The sequence below is a fragment of the Paenarthrobacter sp. NPDC091669 genome, assembly GCF_044756725.1.
Taxonomy (GTDB): Bacteria; Actinomycetota; Actinomycetes; order Actinomycetales; family Micrococcaceae; genus Arthrobacter; species Arthrobacter bambusae_C.
The window spans coordinates 424,342-448,662 of record NZ_JBIVTK010000003.1; the positions used below are offsets into that span (position 1 = coordinate 424,342).

The 24,321-nt window shown below is 62.5% G+C and carries 20 protein-coding genes; all 20 read right to left on the reverse strand.

The genetic code is table 11. The annotated features are described in order from the left end of the window. Positions 1–31: 31 nt before the first annotated feature. Positions 32–3,589, reverse strand: a complete 3,558-nt coding sequence (gene dnaE / locus ACIQLI_RS07290) for a DNA polymerase III subunit alpha (RefSeq protein WP_400386613.1) — start codon at positions 3,587–3,589, stop codon at positions 32–34. Positions 3,590–3,639: 50 nt separating this feature from the next. Further along, on the reverse strand, positions 3,640–4,566 hold the full coding sequence (locus ACIQLI_RS07295; RefSeq protein WP_354232795.1) for an RluA family pseudouridine synthase: 927 nt from the start codon (positions 4,564–4,566) through the stop codon (positions 3,640–3,642). Further along, entirely contained in the window at positions 4,559–5,182 is a 624-nt protein-coding gene (lspA, locus tag ACIQLI_RS07300; RefSeq protein WP_400386616.1) for a signal peptidase II, read from the reverse strand. Before lspA ends, ACIQLI_RS07295 begins: the two co-directional genes overlap by 8 nt. Positions 5,183–5,281: 99 nt before the next feature. Beyond that, positions 5,282–5,980, reverse strand: coding sequence for a DivIVA domain-containing protein (locus ACIQLI_RS07305; RefSeq protein ID WP_089594507.1), 699 nt, complete (start codon positions 5,978–5,980; stop codon positions 5,282–5,284). A gap of 156 nt (positions 5,981–6,136) precedes the next feature. Next, positions 6,137–6,424, reverse strand: coding sequence for a YggT family protein (locus tag ACIQLI_RS07310; RefSeq protein WP_017200850.1), 288 nt, complete (start codon positions 6,422–6,424; stop codon positions 6,137–6,139). Between the two features lie 106 nt (positions 6,425–6,530). Further along, a complete protein-coding gene (locus ACIQLI_RS07315; RefSeq protein WP_400386621.1) occupies positions 6,531–7,067 on the reverse strand; it encodes a cell division protein SepF in 537 nt (178 codons plus the stop codon). A gap of 85 nt (positions 7,068–7,152) precedes the next feature. After that, a complete protein-coding gene (locus ACIQLI_RS07320) occupies positions 7,153–7,911 on the reverse strand; it encodes a YggS family pyridoxal phosphate-dependent enzyme (protein ID WP_400386624.1) in 759 nt (252 codons plus the stop codon). Further along, positions 7,904–8,617 carry a peptidoglycan editing factor PgeF gene (gene pgeF / locus ACIQLI_RS07325; protein ID WP_400386626.1) on the reverse strand — a complete coding sequence of 238 codons (714 nt, stop codon included), beginning with the start codon at positions 8,615–8,617 and terminating at the stop codon, positions 7,904–7,906. The genes ACIQLI_RS07320 and pgeF overlap by 8 nt, the downstream gene beginning before the upstream one ends. A gap of 24 nt (positions 8,618–8,641) precedes the next feature. After that, a complete protein-coding gene (gene ftsZ, locus ACIQLI_RS07330) occupies positions 8,642–9,862 on the reverse strand; it encodes a cell division protein FtsZ (protein ID WP_011774419.1) in 1,221 nt (406 codons plus the stop codon). Between the two features lie 216 nt (positions 9,863–10,078). Further along, positions 10,079–10,999: a cell division protein FtsQ/DivIB gene (locus ACIQLI_RS07335; RefSeq protein ID WP_400386630.1), complete on the reverse strand. Its 921-nt coding sequence runs from the start codon at positions 10,997–10,999 to the stop codon at positions 10,079–10,081. Continuing rightward, entirely contained in the window at positions 10,992–12,362 is a 1,371-nt protein-coding gene (murC, locus tag ACIQLI_RS07340; RefSeq protein ID WP_400386633.1) for a UDP-N-acetylmuramate--L-alanine ligase, read from the reverse strand. The genes ACIQLI_RS07335 and murC overlap by 8 nt, the downstream gene beginning before the upstream one ends. Continuing rightward, positions 12,359–13,477 (reverse strand): undecaprenyldiphospho-muramoylpentapeptide beta-N-acetylglucosaminyltransferase, encoded by a 1,119-nt coding sequence (gene murG, locus ACIQLI_RS07345; protein WP_400386635.1) that lies wholly within the window; start codon positions 13,475–13,477, stop codon positions 12,359–12,361. The genes murC and murG overlap by 4 nt, the downstream gene beginning before the upstream one ends. A 6-nt stretch (positions 13,478–13,483) precedes the next feature. Then, entirely contained in the window at positions 13,484–14,785 is a 1,302-nt protein-coding gene (gene ftsW, locus ACIQLI_RS07350) for a putative lipid II flippase FtsW (protein ID WP_400386638.1), read from the reverse strand. Positions 14,786–14,787: 2 nt separating this feature from the next. After that, positions 14,788–16,377 (reverse strand): UDP-N-acetylmuramoyl-L-alanine--D-glutamate ligase, encoded by a 1,590-nt coding sequence (gene murD, locus ACIQLI_RS07355; RefSeq protein WP_400386641.1) that lies wholly within the window; start codon positions 16,375–16,377, stop codon positions 14,788–14,790. Further along, entirely contained in the window at positions 16,359–17,468 is a 1,110-nt protein-coding gene (gene mraY, locus ACIQLI_RS07360; protein ID WP_089594499.1) for a phospho-N-acetylmuramoyl-pentapeptide-transferase, read from the reverse strand. The genes murD and mraY overlap by 19 nt, the downstream gene beginning before the upstream one ends. Next, positions 17,465–18,955 (reverse strand): UDP-N-acetylmuramoyl-tripeptide--D-alanyl-D-alanine ligase, encoded by a 1,491-nt coding sequence (gene murF / locus ACIQLI_RS07365; RefSeq protein ID WP_400386643.1) that lies wholly within the window; start codon positions 18,953–18,955, stop codon positions 17,465–17,467. Before murF ends, mraY begins: the two co-directional genes overlap by 4 nt. A 6-nt stretch (positions 18,956–18,961) precedes the next feature. Continuing rightward, on the reverse strand, positions 18,962–20,599 hold the full coding sequence (locus ACIQLI_RS07370) for a UDP-N-acetylmuramoyl-L-alanyl-D-glutamate--2,6-diaminopimelate ligase (protein WP_400386646.1): 1,638 nt from the start codon (positions 20,597–20,599) through the stop codon (positions 18,962–18,964). 101 nt (positions 20,600–20,700) lie between these two features. Further along, positions 20,701–22,497, reverse strand: a complete 1,797-nt coding sequence (locus ACIQLI_RS07375; RefSeq protein ID WP_400386648.1) for a peptidoglycan D,D-transpeptidase FtsI family protein — start codon at positions 22,495–22,497, stop codon at positions 20,701–20,703. Between the two features lie 42 nt (positions 22,498–22,539). Continuing rightward, positions 22,540–23,202 carry a hypothetical protein gene (locus tag ACIQLI_RS07380; protein WP_400386650.1) on the reverse strand — a complete coding sequence of 221 codons (663 nt, stop codon included), beginning with the start codon at positions 23,200–23,202 and terminating at the stop codon, positions 22,540–22,542. Further along, positions 23,199–24,197, reverse strand: coding sequence for a 16S rRNA (cytosine(1402)-N(4))-methyltransferase RsmH (gene rsmH / locus ACIQLI_RS07385; protein WP_400386653.1), 999 nt, complete (start codon positions 24,195–24,197; stop codon positions 23,199–23,201). The genes ACIQLI_RS07380 and rsmH overlap by 4 nt, the downstream gene beginning before the upstream one ends. Positions 24,198–24,321 lie beyond the last annotated feature (124 nt).

The following is a 24,321-nucleotide window of genomic DNA, read 5'->3' on the forward strand; positions in this document are numbered from 1 at the left end:
GGGCGGAATCCGGCCTGGCGGCTTTTAGCCGCTAGTTATCCAGGCAGGCCGGGCCCAGCAGGACCTTCAAGTCACCGAAAAGGGACGGGCTGGGGTTGACCCGCATATGCACGGGCAGCCCCATGACCTCCACTTTGGTATCGCCCATCAGCTTGAGCCGGACTTCGGAGTTCCCGCGGTGAGTGCGCAGCACATCACGCAGGTCCGTAACTACAGCTTCGGTGGCCTTGAACGTGGGAATGGTGATCACCACGGGACCATTGACGCTTTCGCTGAGGTCCGGCACTGAGAGCTCCATGCAGTTCAACGTCACTGCGCCATCGTCCCGGCGCTGGAGCCTGCCCTTGACCACCACAATGAGGTCCTCCGCCAGGACGGAGGCGATGGGACCATAGACCTGCCCGAAGAACATGACCTCCATGGAAGCGCCGAGGTCTTCGATTTCCGCCCGGGCGTAAGCGTTGCCGCTGGCCTTGGCGATCCTGCGGCTCAACGAGGTGATCATGCCCGCGATGGTGACAATCGCGCCGTCGTGCGGTCCATCCTCGCCGATGATCGAGGTAATGGACTGTTCCGCGTGCTGGCTGAGAACGCCCTCAAGCCCCTGCAGGGGATGATCCGAAACGTAGAGTCCCAGCATGTCCCGTTCGAAGGACAACTTGTCCTTTTTCTCCCACTCAGGCAGGTCCGGGATTTCCGTGGTGAGCGACGCTTCGGGCTCCTGGTCCTCGAAGCCTGCGAAGAGGTCGAACTGGCCAATTGCCTCGTTGCGTTTGAGGGTGATCACGGAGTCGATGGCTTCTTCGTGGATCATGGCCAGGGCCCGGCGGTGATGGCCCAGCGAATCGAAAGCGCCGGCCTTGATCAGCGATTCGATGGTGCGCTTGTTGCACACCACAGCCGGAACCTTCAAGAGAAAATCCTTGAACGAGGTGTAGTTGCCCTCTGTGGCGCGCGTTGAGACCATGGCGTCCACCACGTTGACACCGACGTTCCGGATGGCACCCATGCCGAAACGGATATCCGTACCCACAGGCGTGAAGTTCAGCGAGGATTCGTTGACATCCGGCGGCAGGACCGTGATGCCCATGCGCCGGCACTCATTGAGGTAGATGGCCGACTTGTCCTTGTCATCGCCCACCGAGGTCAGCAGTGCAGCCATGTATTCCGGCGCGTAGTGCGCCTTCAAGTAGGCCGTCCAGTAGGAGATCACGCCGTACGCAGCCGAGTGGGCCTTGTTGAACGCGTAGTCGGAGAACGGAAGCAGAATGTCCCACAAGGTCTTCACGGCAGCCATGGAGTAGCCGTTGTCCTGCATGCCTTGGGAGAAGCCGGCAAACTGCTTGTCCAGTTCGGACTTCTTCTTCTTACCCATGGCACGGCGAAGAATGTCAGCTTGGCCCAGTGAGTACCCTGCCAGCTTCTGTGCCACAGCCATAACCTGCTCCTGATACACGATCAGGCCGAAGGTGCCGCCGAGGATTTCCTTGAGTGGTTCTTCCAGCTCCGGGTGGATGGGAATAACCTCTTGGATCCCGTTTTTGCGCAATGCATAGTCCGTGTGGGCGTTGGCGCCCATGGGACCCGGGCGGTACAGCGCCAGGACAGCGGAGATGTCTTCAAAGTTGTCAGGCTTCATCAGCTTGAGCAAGGACCGCATGGGTCCGCCGTCAAGCTGGAAAACGCCCAGGGTGTCACCGCGGGCAAGGAGTTCATAGGAAGCGGCGTCGTCGAGTTCGAGGTTTTCCAGGTCCAGGTCGATGCCACGGTTCATCTTGATATTTTCCAGGGCGTCCGAAATGATCGTCAGGTTTCGGAGGCCCAAAAAGTCCATCTTGATCAGGCCGAGGCCTTCGGACGTCGGGTAGTCGAACTGGGTGATGACCTGGCCGTCCTGGAAACGGCGCATGATGGGAATGACATCGATGATGGGGTCCGAGGACATGATGACACCAGCAGCGTGGACACCCCACTGGCGCTTCAGGCCCTCGATGCCCAAGGCCGTCTCGAAGACCTTGGCGGCTTCGGGATCGGTAGCAATCAGCTGGCGGAAATCGCCTGCTTCGCTGTAGCGCTTGGACTCCGGGTTCTGGATGTCCGCGAGTGGAATGTCCTTGGCCATGACGGCCGGCGGAAGCGCCTTGGTCAAGGTTTCGCCCATGCTGAACGGGTAACCCAGAACGCGGGAGGAGTCCTTCAGCGCCTGCTTGGTCTTGATGGTGCCGTACGTGACGATCATCGCCACGCGCTCGTCACCGTACTTCTTGGTGACGTAGTCAATCACTTCGGAGCGGCGCCGATCATCGAAGTCGACGTCGAAGTCGGGCATGGAAACGCGGTCCGGGTTGAGGAAGCGCTCAAAGATCAGGCCGTGCTGCAGGGGGTCGAGGTCGGTGATGCGCATGGCGTAGGCCACCATGGAACCTGCACCGGAACCACGGCCGGGACCCACACGGATGCCATTGTTCTTGGCCCAGTTGATGAAGTCGGCCACCACCAGGAAGTAGCCCGGGAAGCCCATGGACGTGATGACGCCGAGCTCGTAGTCCGCTTGCTTGCGGACCTTGTCCGGAATGCCTTGGGGGTAGCGGTATTTGAGGCCGGTGTCTACTTCCTTGACCAGCCAGGAGGTCTCGTCTTCCCCGGGCGGGCAAGGGAAACGGGGCATGTAGTTGGCGCCTGTATTGAAGGAAACTTCGCAGCGCTCGGCGATGAGCAGCGTGTTGTCGCACGCCTCGGGGTGGTCGCGGAACAGTTCCCGCATTTCCTGCGGAGACTTCAGGTAGTAGCCGCTGCCCGAGAAAGCGAAGCGGGAGCCGCCGTTGTCATACGTGGGCTCCAGGAGCGTGGAACCGGACTGGATTGCCAGCAGGGCCTCGTGGGCTTTGGCATCGTGCTCGTGCGTGTAGTGGAGATCGTTGGTAGCCACCAGCGGGAGGTTGAGCTCCTTGGCCAGGCGCAGGAGGTCGCCGGTCACGCGACGTTCAATGTCCAGGCCGTGGTCCATCAGTTCACAGAAGTAGTTCTCTGCCCCGAAGATGTCGCGGAACTCCGCTGCGGCTTCAACGGCCTCGCGGTAAAGGCCAAGCCTCAGCTTGGTCTGCACTTCCCCGGAAGGGCAGCCCGTGGTGGCGATCAAACCTTCGGAGTACGTGTTGAGCAGTTCCCGGTCCAGCCTGGGCCACTTACCAAAAACGGAGTCGAGGGAAGCAATGGACGAGGCCCGGAACAGGTTTCTCATACCCACATTGTTGTAACTGAGGAGCGTCATGTGGGTATACGAGCCACCACCGGACACATCGTCCTTGCGCTGGCTCTCGTCGCCCCAGCGAACACGCTCTTTGTCGCCGCGGGCGGTTCCGGGGGTGACATAGGCTTCGACGCCGATGATCGGCTTGATGCCCTTGTCGGTGGCTTTGCGCCAGAAGTCGAACGCACCGAACAGGTAGCCGTGGTCCGTGGTGGCCAGGGCCGGCATCCCGAGACGTTCGGTTTCATCGAACAGCTCACCCAGACGGGCCGCTCCATCCAGCATGGAGTACTCGGTATGGGTGTGCAGGTGGACGAACGAATCATTGCTGGAAGTCACCACGACAGTCTACCGTCGGTCAGCGGGGCCCGGGCCCTGGCGGAGGTTCCTTAGGCTGCGCCTGTGGCGAGGAGATCCAGGGCGTACTGAAGGTCCGCTGGATATTCGCTGCTCACTTCCACCCATTCACCGCTGCCGGGGTGCGTGAATCCAAGCTGGCGAGCGTGCAGCCACTGCCGGGTCAATCCCAGGGTCGCTGCCAGACGGGGGTCCGCGCCGTACGTGAGATCTCCGGCACACGGGTGACGCAAGGCCGAGAAGTGGACGCGGATCTGGTGCGTCCGGCCGGTCTCCAGGTGTACTTCCACCAGGGTTGCCTTGCCGAATGCTTCCAATACCTCATAGTGGGTCACTGATGGCCGGCCGTCCTCGATCACCGCGAACCGCCAGTCGTGACCTGGGTGGCGCCCGATCGGCGCGTCAATGGTGCCCTCCAAGGGATCAGGCAGGCCTTGGACCACTGCGTGGTAGACCTTCTCCACCGTGCGCTCCTTGAAAGCGCGTTTCAGCACGGTGTAAGCATGCTCGGTCTTGGCCACCACCATGACACCCGATGTCCCGACGTCGAGCCGGTGGACGATCCCGGCGCGCTCAGGTGCGCCGGATGTAGAGATCCTGTACCCGGCACCAGCAAGGCCGCCCACCACCGTAGGTCCCACCCAGCCAGGTGAGGGATGGGCCGCGACCCCCACCGGTTTGTCGATGACAACGAATTCGTCGTCGTCCAACAGGATTTTCAGGCCTTCCACAACTTCCTCCACCACTTCCAAGGGGTCCCTACGATCAGGGACGGTGACATCCAGCACCGAGCCGGCGGCGAGCTTAGCCGACTTGCCGACCGCAACGCCGCCTACAGTCACATTGCCTTCGGCGATCAGCAGCGCCGCCGCCGACCGCGAGATGTCAAGCAGTTGGGCCAGGCCTGCATCCGCCCGGACCCCCGCCAGTTCTTCGGGCACTACCAGAGGGCTACTCACCGGCAGGCTCCCCGGTGGAACCGCCGGCCGGCTTGGCATCATTGGCGTCCTTTGACCCGTTGGCAGGTTTGGGAGAGGACGTCTGGCGCGTCCCATCCATCCCAATGCCGCGAAGCGTCAAAAGGCAGATGATGACAACGCCGGACACCACGGCTGAGTCTGCAATATTGAAAATGGCGAAGTTGGGAAGCTGGATGAAATCCACCACATGTCCCATCGCAAACGACGGTTCCCGGAACAAGCGGTCTGTGAGGTTGCCCAACGCTCCCCCGAGCAGCAGGCCCAACGACAACGCCCACCAGGCCGAGCCCAACTTTCGCAACTGAAAGAGAATCGCCACGGAAACAACAGCCATGACAATCGTGAAGATCCACGTGACATTCTCGCCGATGGAGAATGCAGCACCCGAATTCCGGATGTAGTACCAGTGCAGCAACGGGGGAAGGACGGGGATCCGCTCGCCCTCCGTCATGGTGCTGGTCACCCAAAGCTTGGTGAGCTGGTCAAAGGTGTAGGCAAACACGGCGAAGCCGGCAAACAGCCAGAGCATGGCCGGGCGCCACTTGCGGCGGGCGGCGGGCGCCGGCTGCGGGGCGTCATCGGTGAAATCGGTCATAGTGCTTTCATTCGGGAAGCGTAGCGGGTACTGCCATGGGCTTTAACAGCAAAAGCCGGTGGCCGAGGAGTCCTCAGCCACCGGCTTTCAGAATACTTGCTAAACGTCTGCGGTTGCTTCGCCGACCTCGGGGGCGGCAACGGAACCACGGGCGTCCAGATCGCGCAGCTGGCCTTCGATGTAGGCCTTCAGGCGTGAACGGTAGTCGCGCTCGAAGCCACGGAGCTGCTCAACCTTGCGCTCAAGGACGGAGCGCTGCTGCTCCAGGGCACCGAGGATCTTGCGGGACTTCTCCTGGGCGTCGTTGACGAGGCTGGAAGCCTCGATCTGAGCCTCGGCAATGATCTTTTCCTTCTGCTGCGCACCGTCGGAGACGTGCTTGTCGTGCATCTGCTGGGCCATGGCAAGCAGACCGGCAGCAGATTCAGCGGAGGGCGTGACGCTGTTGTTCGCAGCGGGAGCCTTGGCAGCGGCGGCGGCGGCCGCAGCCTGCTCGGCTTCCTTCTTCTTGGCAGCTTCAGCAGCCTTGGCTTCGGCTTCTGCCTTGGCTTCAGCTTCCTTGTCGACCTTGACGGGGGCCGGAACCTTCTCAACCACCGGCGCCGCAGCAGCTGCAGCAGGCACTGCCGAACCGGCTTCGCCGAGCTTCTTGCGAAGTTCGTCATTTTCCTGGTTCAAGCGGCGAAGTTCCACCACGATCTCGTCGAGGAAGTCATCTACCTCGTCCTGGTCGTAGCCTTCGCGGAACTTGGTCGGCTGAAAGCGCTTGTTGACAACGTCTTCTGGCGTCAAAGCCATCTGGTCACCTCGTTGGTCTAGTTAGTCAGTAGGCCTTCCGGCCGTTCAAAACTACGGTACCTAAATATCATCTGGTTCCTCCAATTCAACACCATCGTGTTGAATTGGCGAATTTGCGGCCTTTGGACCATCGGTGGTCCGGGTTCCGCGGAGCAGCTACGCCAGGCTGCTGGTTACCGCCATAGCAATACTGACGGCAATAATCAGGATCAGGAAGCCCAAATCCAAGGAGATTCCGCCCAACTGAAGTGGCGGTATCAGCCTCCGGAGCCTCCCGAGCGGAGGATCCGTCACGGAGTAGACCACATGCGCTGTAACCAACGCCACACCCCGTGGCCGCCACTGGCGGGCAAACATCTGGACCCATTCGAAGATGAGCCGGATGATCAGGGCAATGAAGAACAGCAACAACACAATATAGATAAGGCCGAAAACAATGCCCACGAGTTAGCTCAGATCTCCCACTTGTTCCGGAATGCAGATCGGTCCCTACTATTGCAACACAGATGCCAGGCAGGTTGACCCGCCTGGCATCCGCAAAAGATCGATGTCAGCTCTGGTTGAAGAAGCTGGCTTGGGTTTCGCTGGCCTTTTTGTCATCTCCGATGACTTCAACATACGACGGCGACAACAGGAAGACCTTGTTGGTCACCCTCTCGATACTGCCGTGGAGGCCGAACACCAGGCCGGCGGAGAAGTCCACGAGGCGCTTGGCATCGGCTTCACCCATGTCGGTGACGTTCATAATGACGGGAATGCCATCCCTGAAGCTCTCACCGATGGTCTTGGCGTCATTGTAGGAACGGGGGTGAACGGTGGTGATCTGCCTCAGGCCAGAGGCATCTTCGCGGCTGGAGGCCGCACGCTTGATGGGTGTCACGGGTGCGCGGTATTCCTCTTCAGCATCAACAGTGGGCATTTCACGGACAACTTCCCGGACGGGAGCAGGCGCCCTGCGCTCTTCCCGTTCCTGTGCCTGGGGGCGTTCTTCGTCGTGGTGCGAGGCGACGGCCTGCTCAGATTCGTAGTGTTCATCGCCGTCGGCGAGCCCAAGATAGATCATTGTCTTGCGCAGAGCGCCAGCCATGGTGCACTCCTATCGTTTCTGCAGTAGGCGGGCCGCCATGACGTGACATATTGGAACCCCGGCCCGTCATTCCAATACTTTGACGCTACCCCACGGCTGGACGGGAACCGAGAATATCGGAGCCTATTCTCAGGTGTGTCGCCCCGAATTTCACTGCCGCTTCGAGGTCCTGGCTCATCCCCGCCGATATCCGTGTGGCAGCTGGATAAGTCGCCCGGAGGGCCTCCGAAATACCGGCAAGTTTCTCGAATGCCGCCTCCGGATCCGCTCCCAACGGCGCTACTGCCATGAGCCCGGACAACTGCAGGCCGGGAGCCGATTCGATCCTGTCGGCCAGCACCCCGATGTCCGAGGGGCTTGCGCCTCCACGGTGGGCACCGGCGTCGTCATCCAAACCAACCTGGATGAAACAGTCGAGGTCGCTGCGCCCGGTAGCATCCTGCTCCCTCGCGACGGCCTTGGCCAGGGCGTCGACAACCTGAAGCCTGTCGATCGACTGAACCGACGCAGCATATTTGACGACGGACTTGGCCTTGTTGCTTTGGAGTTGCCCAATGAAATGCCATCGGACGCCTACGTCGGGAAGACCGGCGCTTTTGGCGGCCGCTTCCTGATCGCGGCTCTCTCCAACATCGGTCACTCCCAGTGCCGCCAGCCGGCGTACATCGTCTGCGGGATGGAACTTGGTCACCACGATCAGCCGTGGCGGGTCAGTCCGTCCGGCAGCAGCGACAGCGGCTTCAATCCGGCGCCTTACCGCGTCAAGCCGGTGGGAGAGTTCGGCGGTCCGGGCATCGCCCGTCAGGCCATCGCGCTTTTCGTCGTCGCGACCAAGGCTAATCATGCGTCCACACCAAACCTGCAAATCGACCCGTCCGGGAGTCCCGGCGGTATGAGAAAAGTGAATTGTGCTCCAGCGTGCACTCCCCCGAGTACTCCACGGTGACATCCATGGCTTCCAGCTGGGCCCTGACGCCGGCGGGAAGGTCCAGGGAGGGCGTACCCCAGGTGGTGGCTGACCAGGTAGCAGGAACGAGGGCGGCGACTTCATCGCGCAATTCCGCGGGAACCTCGTAACAAGAACCGCAGATGGACGGGCCCAGCCAAGCACGGATGTCCACTGCGCCGTGCTTGCGCATTTCTTCAACGGTTGCGGGTACCACGGCGGAAGCCACACCGGGCCGGCCAGCGTGCGCCACAGCGATCACGGGTTCGTTATCGGCACCGTTCCCAACGAAAACCACGGGCACACAGTCAGCCACCATGACAGCCAATGGCTGTGCAGCAGTGTTGGAAACGGTAACCGCTGAAACCATGGCGTCGGCGGTGGGCCCTGCCCTGTGGATGTCAATGAACTCCACGGTGTTGCCATGAACCTGGTTCATGTACTGGAATTTGCCGCCTTCCAATCCGGCGGCCTGTTCAACTCGAACGCGACGCGCCAGGACCTCGGCGGGGTTGTCTCCCACGTGGAGAGCCAGGTTCCCGGCGCCTGTATCCGTGAAGGCTACAGAGACGCCGGGCCGAACTTCATTGCGCCACCAGAACACCAGGAATGAGTCTCCGAACGCGGTTTACTTCAGGAAGTCGGGGACGTCGAGGTCGTCGGAACGGCTGCCCGAAAGATCGGGCTCCACTACCGCCGGGAGATCGACGTCGAAGCCGGAGTCGGCAGGGAGTGCCGACGGACGCTGCTGGCCCCAGTTGCTCAAGCCTGCGGCACCGATTCCGGCCGTTGCGTGCTGCGGCGCAGCGGCGCTCGACGGCGCGCTGCTCGGCGCAGCGGGACGATCCGAGGGGACGGGGTTCTGCGCCGGACGCGACTGGTCCATGGAAGGCGAGGTCGCCTTCACGTCATCGAAACCCGCCGCAATGACGGTCACGCGTGCTTCATCGCCCAAGGCGTCGTCAATGACTGCGCCGAAGATGATGTTGGCTTCGGGGTGTGCCACTTCCTGAACCAAACGGGCGGCCTCGTTGATTTCGAAGAGGCCAAGGTCCGATCCACCCTGAATGGAGAGCAGGACGCCGTGGGCGCCGTCGATGGAAGCTTCCAGGAGCGGCGAAGCAATGGCCAGCTCGGCAGCCTTGACCGCGCGGTCTTCGCCGCGGGCGGATCCAATACCCATCAGGGCCGAGCCCGCGCCCTGCATGACGGACTTGACGTCGGCAAAGTCGAGGTTGATCAGGCCGGGGGTGGTGATGAGGTCCGTGATGCCCTGGACACCGGAGAGGAGCACCTGGTCCGCGGAACGGAAGGCGTCCAGGACGGAGACGTTGCGATCACTGATGGACAGGAGGCGGTCGTTGGGGATGACAATCAAGGTGTCCACTTCGTCACGCAGGGCGTCGATGCCGGCCTCGGCCGACCCTGCACGACGGCGGCCTTCGAAGGTGAACGGACGCGTCACTACACCGATGGTCAGCGCGCCCAACGAGCGGGCGATGCGCGCCACCACGGGGGCGCCACCGGTACCGGTGCCACCACCTTCACCGGCGGTCACGAAGACCATGTCAGCACCGCGGAGAACTTCTTCGATCTCGTCGGCGTGGTCCTCGGCGGCCTGCTTGCCCACCTCGGGGTTCGCGCCGGCGCCAAGGCCACGCGTGAGTTCACGTCCGACGTCAAGCTTGACGTCGGCGTCGCTCATGAGCAGCGCCTGCGCGTCAGTGTTGATTGCGATGAACTCAACGCCCCGGAGGCCCACCTCGATCATGCGGTTGACTGCGTTCACGCCACCGCCGCCGATGCCGACGACCTTGATGACGGCCAAGTAATTCTGCGGTGCTGCCACGTTTCGTGCCCCTTGCTTGTGTCCTATAGCGAAACTGATCGAGTCCAACGTGAATCCTTGGACCTTAACCCTCTAGTTGAAGGTTATAGTTATGTCAAGTAACTCTACTGCGACGGTATTTCCTATGCTTCGCACATGCAATCTCCGCTTGCGCGTGTCGTGTGATTGCCGCGAAATAAGGTCACCGCCGGCCGCAGGTTACGTCCTCAAAGCTGCTTATTTTGTGAATGGATGCCGCGGAACGCTGACGTCGTAGACGCTCACTTTAACCTTTGGGTCCGCAGGCATCTTCAGCAGCGCTTCAAGTGCCTTCGCCTTCAGTTCCCTGTCCTCGGCATTGCCCCACACTACCGTCTTTCCGTCCACCAACTTCAGCTCCACGGCGTCCGGGGAGGCGGCAGAGGCCGTGGACATTTTGGCTCGGACATCGGCCGGCAGGGTGTCCAGGACGGCCGCAATGGCCTTGAACAACTCCGTGTTGGTGGCTCCGGCTCCGGCATCGATCAAAGGCAGCGCCACCGCTGACTGGTCCTTGGTAGCCCCGAGCTGCACTCCGTCCACATCAACCATCACGTAGGAGTCTCCCTGCTTCAGCAAGGCCACCGGAACGCGCTCGTTGACATGCACCAGCAACTCCGACGGCGGCCGCGCCTCCATCGTGGCCGAGCGAACCTGCACCAGTGGCTTCAAGAGCTCGTTGATCTCTTGTTCACCCACCTGGGGCAGCGGTTTGCCTTCGAGGCCCGAAAGAGCTTTCTGCACGTCCTCCGGCGTCAGCAGCGTGGTGCCGTCCACCGTGATGGTCCTGACCGCCAGCGCCGGCGAGAAGACCGCTCCTGCGATCAGCGCCGCCACCACGGCTGCCACGATGGACAGCGTCCACATCACCAGCCTCCGTTGGCGCCGCCGCTTCGGCTCCGGAAAGACAATGACGTTGTCCGAGGACGCGGTGGAGGCGGCCGATTTGCCGGTGGCGGATGCGCCGGTGGCCGCTGGCGGCGGGGCCGCGACGGAATTACCCTCCGGCTCAATGGAGCGTTGCGCGCTGATGACGCGGTCGGATCCGCTGCCCGGCCGCGAGGCACCCGACCGGGGTTCCGTTCCAGACCTGTACGTCGGCTTGCGGGTGCTAGCCACCCAACGCCTCCACGATCACTGGCCCATAGGCAGTGACGTCACCAGCACCCACGGTCAGGACGACGTCGCCGTCGTGGGCGACCGCCGTCAGGGCGTCCACTGCTTCGCCGGCCGCCACCAGCCGTCCTGTGGCCAGCTGATCGGCGATCAAGGCACTGGTAACGCCGGGAACAGGATCCTCGCGGGCAGCGTAGATATCCAGGATCAAGGCAGTATCCGCTGCGTCCAATGCTTCGGCGAATTCCTTGGCAAATTCACGCGTACGGGAAAACAGATGCGGCTGGAAGAGGACGTGGACTTTGTTGCCGCCTGCTACCGAACGGGCTGCCGACAAGGCTGCGAGAACCTCCGTGGGGTGGTGGGCGTAATCGTCGTAGACCCGCACTCCCCTCCCCTGGCCTTTCAGCTCAAACCTCCGCGAGGCTCCGGAGAAGTGGCCCAGCGCTGCGGCGGCGGCTTCCGGTTCCACACCAAGTTCGACGGCGACCGCGAACGCGGCTGCCGCGTTCAGGGCGTTGTGACGGCCCGGAACCTGCAACTCGACCCTGTGGACCTTGTCCCCGACAGCCACCGATACGTCGCCCGGACCGCCGTCGAAAAGCCGGATGCCGGCGTCGTCCGAAGTCCCGTACGTCAGTACCCGCGTGGTCCCCTGGGATGCTGTGCGCTCGGCCAGTGCCCTGGCGCCGGCGTCGTCGGCGCAGGCCAGGAGAACGCCGTCAGCCGGCAGGAGCGCCGCGAAGTTGTCAAAGGAGGCGAAGACCGCTTCCGGTGTTCCGTAGTGGTCCAGGTGGTCTGCTTCGACGTTGGTTACTACGGCGATCAGCGGCCGGTAGTTGAGGAAGGAACCATCGGACTCGTCCGCCTCGGCAACAAAGATGTCCGAAGTCCCGTGGGCTGCGTTCACTCCCAATGCCGGGACGTTGGCCCCAATGGCAAAGGAAGGGTCAACGCCGGCTTCCTTGAGCAGGACGGCAATCATGGAGGTAGTGGTGGACTTGCCGTGCGTACCCGCCACTGTCACAACACGGTGACCGGCCATGGTGGCTGCCAAAGCTTCGGAACGGTGCAACACCGGCAACCCGGCGGCCCGCGCTGCGGCGAGTTCCGGATTGTCGGCGCGGATGGCCGAGCCCGCCACGATCGTCTGGGCGTCTTCCAGGTTGCCTTGGTGGTATCCCACCGCGATGCGCGCCCCAGCCGAAGCGAGGTCGTGCATGACTGGAAGGTCCTTGGCATCGGTACCACTGACGGGGACACCGCGGGCCACCATAATGCGTGCGACGGCGGACATTCCCACGCCGCCGATGCCAATGAAGTGGACACGGCCCAAGGACTCGAGGGGGGCGATGCTGGTGGTCATGCGGATACCGCTTCCAGGACTAGATCAGCCATGCGCTGATCGGCGTTTCTTATACCAAGTGCTTCGGATTTGCGCTCCATGTCGACGAGCCGGCTGTGGTCCGAGAGCAGCGGAATGAGTTCTCTCTCGAGCCATTCCGGGCTGAGGTCTTTGTCGGCAACCAGGAGTGCCCCGCCTGCATCCACCAACGGGGCAGCATTCAGTGCCTGTTCCCCATTGCCGATGGGCAGGGGCACGAACACAGCGGGGACTCCGACGGCGGCCACTTCGCTGACAGTTCCGGCGCCGGCGCGGGCAAGAAGGACATCCGCCGCTGCGTAGACGTTTTCCATCCCGTCCACATATTCAACCTGGCGATACCCCTCGGCAGCGAGCAGGCCGCCGTCGTCGTTCAGGACTGCTTTGCCGTTACCGGTGATGTGCAGGGTCTGGATACCGGCGGCCGCCAGGGCCGGCAAAGCCGCTGCGATGGAACGGTTGATGCTGAGGGCTCCTGAGGACCCGCCGGTGACGATCAACGCGGGACGGTTCGGGTCAAAGCCCAAGGCTTCCTTTGCTGCAGGTGCCGCCGTTGCCCGGCGCAGACCGGAAATGGCGCGCCGCATGGGCATGCCCACATGACGGGCGCCCCGCAACCGGGTGCCGGAGAAGGCCACTGCGACGTGATTGCTGAATCGGGCTCCCACCCGGTTGGCCAAACCGGCCTTCATGTTGGCCTCGTGGATCACCACGGGGATGCGGAGTTTACGGGCGGCAAGGTACATCGGAGTGCAGACGTAGCCGCCTACGCCCACCAGGACGTCGGCGTTGGCATCCTTCAGGATCCGGCCGGCCTGGGAGACCGCGGCCAGCAACCGGCCCGGAAGCTTGATCAGGTCAAGAGAGGGCCGGCGCGGGAACGGGACCCGGTCAATGGTGGCCAGTTCGTAGCCGGCCGCCGGGATGAGCCGCGTTTCCATGCCCGACGGCGTGCCGACAGCCAGGATGGAAGCATCCGGGCGCTTGTCCTTGATGGCATCGGCGATGGCCAGCAGCGGGCTCACGTGCCCGGCAGTACCGCCGCCTGCAAGGACGACGGACAAAGGCTTGGACGCGTTGCGGGAGTCAGGAGTCATGAAGTACTAGGTACGCTTTCGTGCGGTTTTTGGAGAACGGCGGGGCAGGAAACGAGGACGTTGCTGCGGCGGCAACTGGCCTCTGGCCAAAGACAAGACTACGCCGATACCGCAGAGCGACATGATCAGTGCTGAACCACCGTAAGAGATGAAGGGAAGCGGTACACCCACCACGGGGAGGAGCTGTGTTACGACCGCCATATTCATGCTTGCCTGGCCCAGCAGCCAAACCATGATCCCACCGGCAAGCGTGCGCTGGAACGGGTCGGTTTGCCGGACCACCACCCGGAAAATGGCGATGCCCAGAATGGCAAAAAGTATCAGGACCACCAGGGTCCCCACCAGGCCAAGTTCCTCCCCGATGATGGCAAAGATGAAGTCGTTGTGGGCCTCGGGGAGCCAGTTGTACTTCTGACGGCTTTGCCCAAGGCCCAAACCGGTCCAGCTACCCTGTGCCAGCCCGTACATGCCGTTGGTTGACTGGAAATCGAAATCGAATTGGTCAGTACACGTTTGGGACGCCGTTCCGAGCCAGGAGGTGATGCGGCAGATCCTGTTGGTACTGCTGACGGTCCCCAGCACGGCACCCACAGCTCCAATGATGCCGGCGATGGCGAGCATCCGGCCGGGCACGCCCGCAAAGTAGAGTCCCGCAGCCGTGATGGCTGCGATGACTATGACCGTCCCGAGGTCGTTGCCCAGCATCACCAAGGCGATGACCAGTCCGGCTCCGGGTACCACGGGAATGATGACATGCCACCAGCGGTGGAGGAATTTCTGCTTGCGCGCAAGGACAGCAGCGATCCAGATACAGAGGATCAGCTTTGCCATTTCGGAAGGTTGGAGGGTTATCCCGCCCAGGTCGATCCAGTTCTTGTTGCCGTTGACGGTGTTGCCCATCACCTGCACCAGGACCAGGAGCACCACCACCGCACCGAGGGCCCACCAGGACAGCCTCTTCATCCAGTTCACGTTGGTCCGCGAAATGACATACATCCCCATCAGACCGACCACGCCGAAACCGGCCTGCTTCAAGGCATCCGCGTAGGGCGATTTCCCTTCGGAAATCGCCTCGACACTTGAAGCGGACAACACCATCATGATTCCGATGGCAGTGAGCGCCAGGGCACAGCCCAGGATGAGGTAGTACGTGGAACTGTTGGGCGTCTTGTCCTTGCCTTCAAGGCTTTCCCAAAAGTTGCGCAGGTGTCCGCGGAGCCCGGAAGGCTTCTTACCCGGCGTGGCCGGAGCCTTGGGTTTCCCGTCCCGTGGGTTCTTGCCGCGGGTGCGGGTGGGCGTGCTGACCATTGTTACTCCTCGGTGGTCGGTGCCTGCCCTTCCACAAGCTCGCGAACTGCCTGGACGAAAGCATCGCCGCGGTGAGCGTAGGAAGAGAACTGATCCATGGATGCAGCCGCGGGTGCCATCAGGACGGTGTCCCCAGGCGTGGCCAATTGGGCCGCCGACGCCACGGCCTGGGCCATGATGGCCTCGCCGTAGATAGGCGAAGCGGCGTTGCCGGCTACGGTCTGCACCTTTTCAGTGTCGCCCTTCGCCTGCGCTATCACGGGGACATCCGGTGCGTGTCGTTGGAGGGAACCTTCCAGCGCCTCCGTATCGGTACCGATCAGCACAACCGCCTTCAACCGGGGCGCATGTTCCTTGACGAGGTCGTCATAGTTGACTCCCTTGGACAGTCCTCCAGCGATCCACACAACCTTTTGGAAGGAAGACAACGCGGCGGACGCCGCATGGGGGTTGGTGGCTTTGGAGTCGTTGATCCACAAAACCTCGTTCTGCTTGGCCACCACCTGGATCCGGTGGGCGCCGGGCAGGTAGTTGACCAGGCCCTGTTTTACCGCTGCCGGCTCAATCCCGTAGGCGCGCACCAACGCAGCAGCAGCCAGGGCATTGGCTACCATGTGCCGCGGCGCCACGGGTCCGAGGTCGGACATCGCGGCCAACTCCGCTGCCGAGTCCTTGCGTTCGGCAATGAAGGCACGGTCAACCAGCAGACCGTCCACTACACCCAGCATGCTGATGGCAGGCGTGTTGGTGGTGAACCCAATGGCGCGGCACCCTTCCACCACATCGGCGTTTTCCACCATGCGTTCTGTTTCGATTTGCTCCGCGTTGTAGACGGCAGCCTTTTGGGTGTTCTCATACACCTTGGCCTTGTCCGCGAGGTAGGAGGCATACGATCCGTGCCAGTCCACGTGGTCTTCAGCGACGTTGAGGCACACGCTGGCCACCGGTGAAAGGGAGTGGCTCCAGTGGAGTTGGAAGCTGGAGAGCTCAACAGCGAAGGCGTCGTACTCCACCGGATCCCGCAGCGCGTCAAGGATGGGCGTTCCCACGTTGCCTACGGCGATGGCCTTGAGCCCCGCCGCCTGCAACATGGACTCGGTCATGCCCACGGTGGTGGTCTTGCCGTTGGTGCCGGTAATGGTGAGCCAATCCGCCGTCTTGCGTCCCTCGCGGATGCGGAGGCGCCACGCCAGTTCAACATCTCCCCAGACAGGGATGTGCTTGCGCTTGGCGGCAGCCAGCAGCGCTTGGTCGGGCCGCCATCCCGGCGAAGTTACAACCAGTTCAGGCAAAGAGTCATCGATCAACGGCAGGGCGCTGACGGCGTCTTCACCCAGCAAAACGTCCACCGCGCCAACAATTTTCAGGGTGTCTGCCTGGGCTTTGGCCTTGGGAGTGGTGGCCGCGTCAACCACCACAACTTTGGCTCCGAGCTCGATCAGTGTGTCAGCTGCCGAGAAGCCGGACACGCCGATTCCCGTTACCACCACCCGCAGGCCGCTCCAGTCAGCGTCCCAGCTGGTAAGTCCGTTGAGCCTGTCCGTAGCGGACGGCGTTGTCTCCGGGCTTCCATTCACAGCAGTACCACCCATTCAGCGTAGAAAATTCCAAGGCCGGCGGCCACGAAGAGACCGGCGAGGATCCAGAAACGGACCACCACAGTGACCTCCGCCCAGCCCTTCAGTTCGAAGTGGTGTTGGAGCGGCGCCATCTTGAAGACACGTTTGCCGCCGCTGAGCTTGAAGAAGCCCACCTGGATGATCACCGAAAGGGTGATCAGGACAAAGAGCCCGCCGATGAAGGCCAGCAGCAGTTCAGTGCGGGACAGGATGGCGAAGGCTGCAACGGCGCCGCCGATCGCCAGGGACCCCGTGTCACCCATGAAGATCTTGGCCGGCGACGTATTCCACCACAGGAAGCCCACCAGAGCTGCACTGAGGATGGCTGCCAACAAGGCAAGGTCCATGGGGTCCCGGACCTGGTAACAGCCGCTGCCCGCTTCACGCGGCGATCCGCAGGCTTGGTTGTTCTGCCAGATTCCCATGATGGTATAGGCCCCGAAGACCATGATGGAGGCGCCGGCCGCCAGCCCGTCCAGGCCGTCGGTCAGGTTCACTCCGTTGGTGGCCGCTGTGATGATCAGGTTGGACCATACGATGAAGAGGATCGCGCCGAGCACGGTTCCGCCGAAGGCGAGGTCCAGCCAGGGGATGTCGCGCACCAGCGAGATTTGGGTGGATGCAGGGCGCAATCCGTCCTCGTTGGGAAACTGCAGGACCAGGACAGCGAAGATGATGCCCACGGCGGCCTGGAGGATCAGCTTGGCGCGGGCGTTCAGTCCCAGGCTTCGCTTGTTGGAAATCTTGATGTAGTCATCCAGGAAGCCCACAAAGCCCATCCCCACCATCAGGAAGAGCAGCAGGAGCCCGGACGCAGAGGGCCCGGGTGAGCGCGGGTTCATCATCCACATGATCAGGTGGGTCACGAAGTAGCTGATGAGGACGGCCGCCACCACCACGGTTCCGCCCATGGTGGGCGTTCCGCGCTTGGTGTGGTGGGACGTCGGGCCGTCGTCACGGATGAATTGCCCGTAGCTCTTGGCCACCAGGAACTTGATGAACAAGGGTGTCCCTATCAGGGCCACCAGAAGGGCGACGCCGGCGCCGATCAAAAGTGCAATCACAGCAGCTCGTTCCCTTCGCTTGCGGCTGCTTCAGCCGCGTTGTCTCCGGTGGGCTCGGCCCGTGGAGGTAATGCTATCCGATCACCCAAATGCCGCAGCCCCACGCCGTTGGAGGATTTGAACAGCACCAGGTCACCGGGTTCAAGCTCGTTCTGAAGAAGCTCATAGGCTTCTTCCACCGTCTCGGTGAACGAACATTCGTCTCCCCAGGATCCTTCCTGGATGGCAGAGATGTAGAGGGCGCGTGCTTCGCGACCCACCACCACCAACCGCGAGATGTTCAAGCGGACCACCTGCGTGCCCACTGCGGTGTGCTCGCGAATGGAGTCCTCCCCCAGCTCCAGCATGGCCCCAAGGACCGCCCAGGTCCTCCTGCCTTGCCCAAGGTCTGCCAGGGTCCGCAGCGCTGCCCGCATCGACTCGGGATTGGCATTGTAGGCATCGTTGATGATGGTCACGCCGTCCGCGCGCTCTGTCCGCTCCATGCGCCAGCGGCTGGCCGCAGACTGTGAGCTCAGGGAGGCGGCAATAGTGGCTGCCGGGATTCCTGCGGCAAACGCGGCAGCTGCGGCGGCCAACAGATTGGTGACGTGGTGGGCGCCGATCAGGCGGCTTCGCACCGGAACCGCAGGCCCGCCGTCGGGCAAGACGAGTTCAAACCCGGGGAATCCCTGGCCATTGACCACCACGTTGCGGGCTTCGACTTCCTCGGTGGTCGCCGGTGACGACGTGAAGCCCAGGACCTTGGCCTTGGTCCGGCTGCGCATGGCGGCAACACGGCCATCGTCCAGGTTGATCACGGCTGTGCCCTGCTCCCCGAGGGCTTCGACGAGCTCGCCCTTGGTTTTGGCGATATTTTCGACGCCGCCGAATTCACCTGCGTGGGCCGTGCCAACCACCAGCACAACACCGATGTCAGGTTTGACCATGTCCGCAAGGTACTTGATGTGCCCAAGGCCCGTGGCGCCCATTTCAATGACCAGGTAGCGGGTATCGGCGTCAGCGGCGAAAACCGTCAGCGGCACGCCCACCTCACCGTTGTAGGAACCCTGCGGGGCCACCGTCGTGCCGGCCACCGAAAGCACTCCGGCGAGGAGGTCCTTGGTGGTGGTCTTGCCTGCCGAGCCCGTGATGCCGATGACGGTAAAGTCCGCGCCACGCTGCGCACGTTCAGCCCGGATACGTCGGACGCTTTCCGCTGCCAACGCGCCCATGGCCAGAACCGCATCATCAACCACGACGGCGGGGAAAGGGCTTCCGGCGGCATCGGTCACTTCACGTTCGGCCAGGACCAGGACGGCGCCGCGCTCGAACGCCGCATCAACGAAGTCGTGTCCGTCGGCGTGCTCGCCCCGTTTGGCCACGTACAGGGAACCGGGAGCCGCCTCCCGTGAATCAGTGACGACGGAGGTGGGCACGACGTCCGTAGCTCCGGTCAATCGGCCATGGGTGATGTCGGCGATCTCCGCCGCAGTAAGTGCAATCATCTCGGTTTAGGACTCTATCCGCTGGTCCGTTGAAACGCTGAATCCCTTGGATGTCAAGGCGGCACGCAATTCCACCCTGTCGTCCAGGGCAAGGTTGACGCCCTTGACCTCTTGCCACACTTCGTGGCCACGTCCGGCGATCAGGATGGTGTCGTTGACAGAGGCCATCTCCACGGCCAGCCGGATCGCAGTGTCCCTTGGGTAGGACTCAATGATCTCGCTGGACAGTCCTTCTGTGTCGCGTGCTTCGTGGGCACCTTGCAGGACCTCGGCGCGGATTGAGGCGGCATCTTCGTCATGGGGATCGTCGTCGCTGACAATCACCACGTCAGCCAAGCGCGCGGCAATGGCGCCCATGGTGGGCCGCTTGCCTTGATCGCGCTGGCCAGTGGCACCGAAGACCACAATGACGCGGGACCCCTCCTGTGGCGAACGCACGGCCTCAAGGGCACGCGCCAGGGCGTCGGGATTGTGGGCAAAATCAACAACGGCCGCCGGTTCTGTTGACACCAGCTGCATTCGTCCGGGAACACCAACGGAAAATGGGTCGCGGGCATCCAACGCACCCTGCAGAGTCCGTTCATCGACGCCGGACGCCAGGACCATGATGGCGGCCAGTGCTGCATTGGCCACGTTGAAGTCCCCAGGCAGACCCGTGTGGACGCGCAGGACGCGTCCGTCGACGTGGCGTAGTTCGAATTCCGAGCCGAGCCCGCGGGCGGTGATCGCTGCTACCTGCCAATCAGCACCGGCAGTGGAGTCCTTGGCAGAGAGCGTCGTGACAGGGATATCTGCCAACTCCGCGAGCTTCCGCCCCCACTCGTCGTCCACGGTCACAACGGCGTGCCGGGCCCTGCCTGCAGTGAAAAGATCTGCCTTGGTGCGGAAATACTCTTCCATGCTTCCGTGCAGGTCCAGGTGGTCCTGTGTGAGGTTGGTAAAGCCCGCGACGTCGAACATCACACCATCCACACGTCGGAAGGAGATCGCATGGGATGACACTTCCATGGACGCAGCCTCCAAGCCGCGTTCCCGCATCAACGCCAAGAGGGCGTGGACGTCCGTGGACTCAGGTGTGGTCAGCAGGCTGGGGATGGGTTCGCCGCCCGCCACGATCTCGATGGTGCCGATGAGCCCCGGTTTCTTGCCAAGCGCCCGCAGCAGCGAGTTGATGAAGTAGGTGGTGGTTGTCTTGCCGTTGGTTCCGGTGACGCCGTAGAGCGTCGGATAGCCACCCTCGGAGGGCTGGCTTCGGTAGATCAGAGCGGCCAAAGGACCCACCGCTGTGCGCGGCTGGTCAATGATGAGGACAGGCACGGGCTGTTCGCCGGCCAGCGCAAGCTGGCGTGCCCCGGCGTCGTCCGTCACCACCGCAACTGCACCGGCTTCCACTGCTTGGGGAACGAAGTCGGCACCGTGGCGCGAAGCTCCCGGCAACGCCATATAGAGGTCGCCGGGTTCCACGGCCCTTGAGTTGAGCGTGATACCCGTTACTCCCCCGTCATGGATTCCCTCAGGGGCGGCAACGCCAAGGACCTCCGCGATGGTGGCCAAAGGCACCGCGGCCACAGACCCTGGGCGGAAGCCGGACCGGCCTGCGTCCGGCGTCGTGACGTTGGTAGCTGCCTCATTGTGCTCTGACACGTAGTTCTCCGTTGGTGCTCGTGGAACGACCGGCTGGGGGCCAGCGGCGCCCGGGCCGTTAGTGATGGATCGAATTTGGCCGAAACAGACGCCCAAGAAGCTTACTTGACGAACTGTGGCAGGCGCGCGGGAGTTCCTGTGGACGGCGCCACGTTATAGGTCCGCAGGACCTGCGCCATCACCGATCGGAAGACCGGCCCGTTGGTGACGCCGTAGATGTTTCCCTTGGGACGCTGCAGGACCACTTCGACGATGAAACGGGGGTCATCCATCGGTGCCATGCCCACCATCGAAGCGGTGTAGCCGTCGAAGCCGGGCAAACCGTCTTCACGGGGCGCCTGGGATGTTCCCGTCTTTGCACCAACCCGGTAGCCGTCGATGGCCGCGTCCTTGATCTGGCCCTCGGTCACGGCGCTCTCCAGAATGTCCCGGACCTGCTGCGCGGTCTCCTTGGACACCACCTGGCGCGAATCCTTGGCCGCAACTTTCTGCTCCTCCCCCTCGGGGGTGACGTAGCTGTCTATAAGCCTGGGCTGCAGCATCACGCCGTCGTTGGCGATGCTCTGGAATGCCCGGACTGTCTGGAGGGTGGACTGGGAAACGCCTTGGCCGAACAGCACCGTGTATTGCTGCCGTTCGTCCCATTGCTCAGGCTTGGCGAGGATGCCCGTGGCCTCAGCCGGCAACCCGATATCAGTTTGCTCCCCTATGCCGAACTTCTTCAGCCAGTCGTAGCGCTGTTCCTTGGTCAACCTGCTGCCTGCCATGACGGTTCCGGTGTTCATGGACCATCCCAGGATGCCCGCCAGGGTGCGTTCCTCCGTGCCGTGCTCAAAGGCGTCCGTAAACGTCTGCCCGTCGATGGTGTACGCCGTGGGAATAGTGAAGTGATCCAAGGGGAAGGACTTGCCCTCCTCGATGACAGCCGCTGCGGTGATCATCTTTTGCACGGACCCAGGTTCGTAGGCGGCCGTCACGGAACGCACGCCCCGATCCTTGGCATCGACTTTTCCTGGGTCATTGGGATCCGGGGCGTTGGTATCAGCCAGGGCCACCAAGTTGCCGGTCTTGGTGTCCATCACAATGATGGACCCCCACTCGGCGTTCATCTTGTCCACTTGGCTTTGGATGGCCTGCTGTGCGAAGTACTGGATATCGGTGTTGATGGTCAGCTTGACGTCGCTGCCGTCCACGGCCGGAGTCAGTTCATCGGTGGCCACCGGAATCCTCAGGCCGTCAGCGCCGATCTCAAAGACCCGCTTGCCTTCAACACCGCGGAGAATCCCGTCCTGGGTTTGCTCGATGCCAGCTTGCCCGGTGGTCCCGTCCTGAAGGAAACCCACCACGCCACCGGCAACACTGCCGTTGGGGTACACCCGCTTGCTGACGCCTTCAGGGACCACTCCGGGGATGTTCAATTTGGAGATGCGGTCTTCAAGTTCAGGCTTGATGTCCTTGGCCACCACGAAGTACTTCTTGTCACCGGTCAGCGCCTCGCGGATCTTCTCCACGTCGGACCCCAGGAGCGTAGCCAGCTCCGAGATGCCCTGCTCCCTGGTAATAGTCTCGATCTCGTCAGACTTCTCGTTGTATCGCTTGAACGTGGCTGTGTTCGTGTTCAATACCTGATCGACCACCAGGTTGTAGCGGATGACGCTGCTGGCCAACACAGTTCCGTTGGCGTCCACAATCTGTCCGCGTTCTGCCGGCAGGACCTGGGGCGTGAGGCGTTTCGCCAGTGCGGCTTCGGCCATTCCTCCCATGTCCAGGCCCTGGACCATGAAGAGCTTCCCACCCACAACCAAGAGCAGGGTCAGCATGATGCCAAGACCAACGCGGAGCCGCTTTCTTGCCGCCGGCGTCTTCGTTTTTTTCGATGTGCCGGGGTTCTGAGCCACGTTGATTCCTTGCTGCTGGCCTAGCTTCAGTGGACTGATGGACTACTGCCCGGGTGCCTTCTGCTGGGGGGCCGGGACGGATCCCCCATTGAGTTCAACCGGAGGCGTGCCTGCCGGTGACGCCGGAGTTTGGGCAGGAGCTGCCGGAGTGGGCGGCGCCACCGGTGATACCGGCTTGAGGTTCTCCAGCGGTTCCTTGGTTGTCACCGAGGGAACTACATCCAGCATGCCCGCCACGGCCGGAGGAGCAAGCTGTGCCAAGGGAGCATCTCCCTTAGCTGCCGGCGTTGCCTTTCCGGTGACGGTCATCGTATTCAGGTCGATCTGTCCCTTGACGGTAGAAGGAACCATTCCCAATTCTGCAGCCTTTGCTGCCAGATTCTGGGGAGCTTCGAAGTTCTGCTTCTTCTGTGTCAGATCCTGGTTTTCCTTGTTCAGCGTGGCTGCCTCCGCCTTGAGCTGCACCAACTGGTACTGGGCAGTGGACACTGAAATGTTCAAGACAAGTACGGTCAGGAGGGCAGCCGCCATGGCCACGAAGCAGAGGACAACAAAAGGCGTCCGGCGTTTGCCCGGAGCGTTTCGCACCAGGGAGAGCGGAGTGCGGGCCTTGCGTCCGGCGTCGGGCTTGCCGGCAGGGGCGGGCAGCGCACGGGCGGTGTTGCCCACCACGGAGGGCAGTGTCTTCGCTGCGGCGTTGCTCATGCGTCTCTCCTCGGTTTGATGCGCTCTACTGCCCTCAACCGGGCGGACGCCGCGCGGGGGTTCTCGGCGATTTCTGCTGCCGTAGGCACTTCGGTGCCCTTGGTGATGGTCTTTAGCTCGGGTTTGTGTTCTTCAAGTTCCACGGGGAAACCCAGTGGGGCTGAGGATTTGGATCCGGCCTGGAAAACCGACTTCACGATTTTGTCCTCCAGCGAGTGATACGACATCACCACAATCCGACCTCCCATGGCCGTAGCGGCCACGGCTGCAGGAACGGCCCGCTCCAGCACATCCAGTTCCTCGTTGACCTCAATCCGCAGCGCCTGGAACGTGCGTTTGGCGGGGTGTCCACCGCTCTTTGCGGCTGAGGCGGGGACTACACTGCGGATCTGTTCCACCAGTTCACCTGTGGTTGCAAAGGGCTTCCCGGCCCGGGCATTCACGATCCTGTTGGCGATTCGCCCCGCGAACTTCTCTTCGCCCCATTTACGGATGATGCGGACCAGATCGTCTTCGCTGTAGTTGTTGACGACATCGGCAGCCGTCTGGCCGCGGCTGGTGTCCATCCGCATGTCCAGGGGGGCGTCGTAGGAGTAGGCGAAACCACGCTCGCGCTCATCCAACTGCAGGGAGGACACGCCCAGATCCATGAGGATGCCATGAACCTCGGGGATGCCAAGGTCCGCCAAGACATCTTCGATTTCGTCATAGACGGCGTGAACCAGGTCCGTCCGGTTCGAAAATGGCTCCAGGCGTGCGCCGGCCAGGGCAAGGGCTTCCTCGTCGCGGTCGATGCCTACCAGGTGCAGGTCCGGAAAACGCTGCAGCATCGCCTCGGAGTGACCCCCCATGCCAAGGGTCGCATCAATGGCAACGGGTGTCTCGCCGCGTTTGATGGCAGCTTCGAAGCCGGGGGCAAGGAGATTAATGCAGCGGTCTTTGAGGACGGGTACGTGGCGCTCCGATGTGGGCTTTGCCGCGTCCTGCTCTTCCACGCTGCCTCCTCTTTCCTCAATCGCTTGCCTGCTGTTTCTTGAATCGGATCCCCATCCGCGCCTATCGTTCGGCCGGCCTGGCTCAGGGGAAGGTGAGCCAGGAAGACTGTTCGATGGGCGGCTG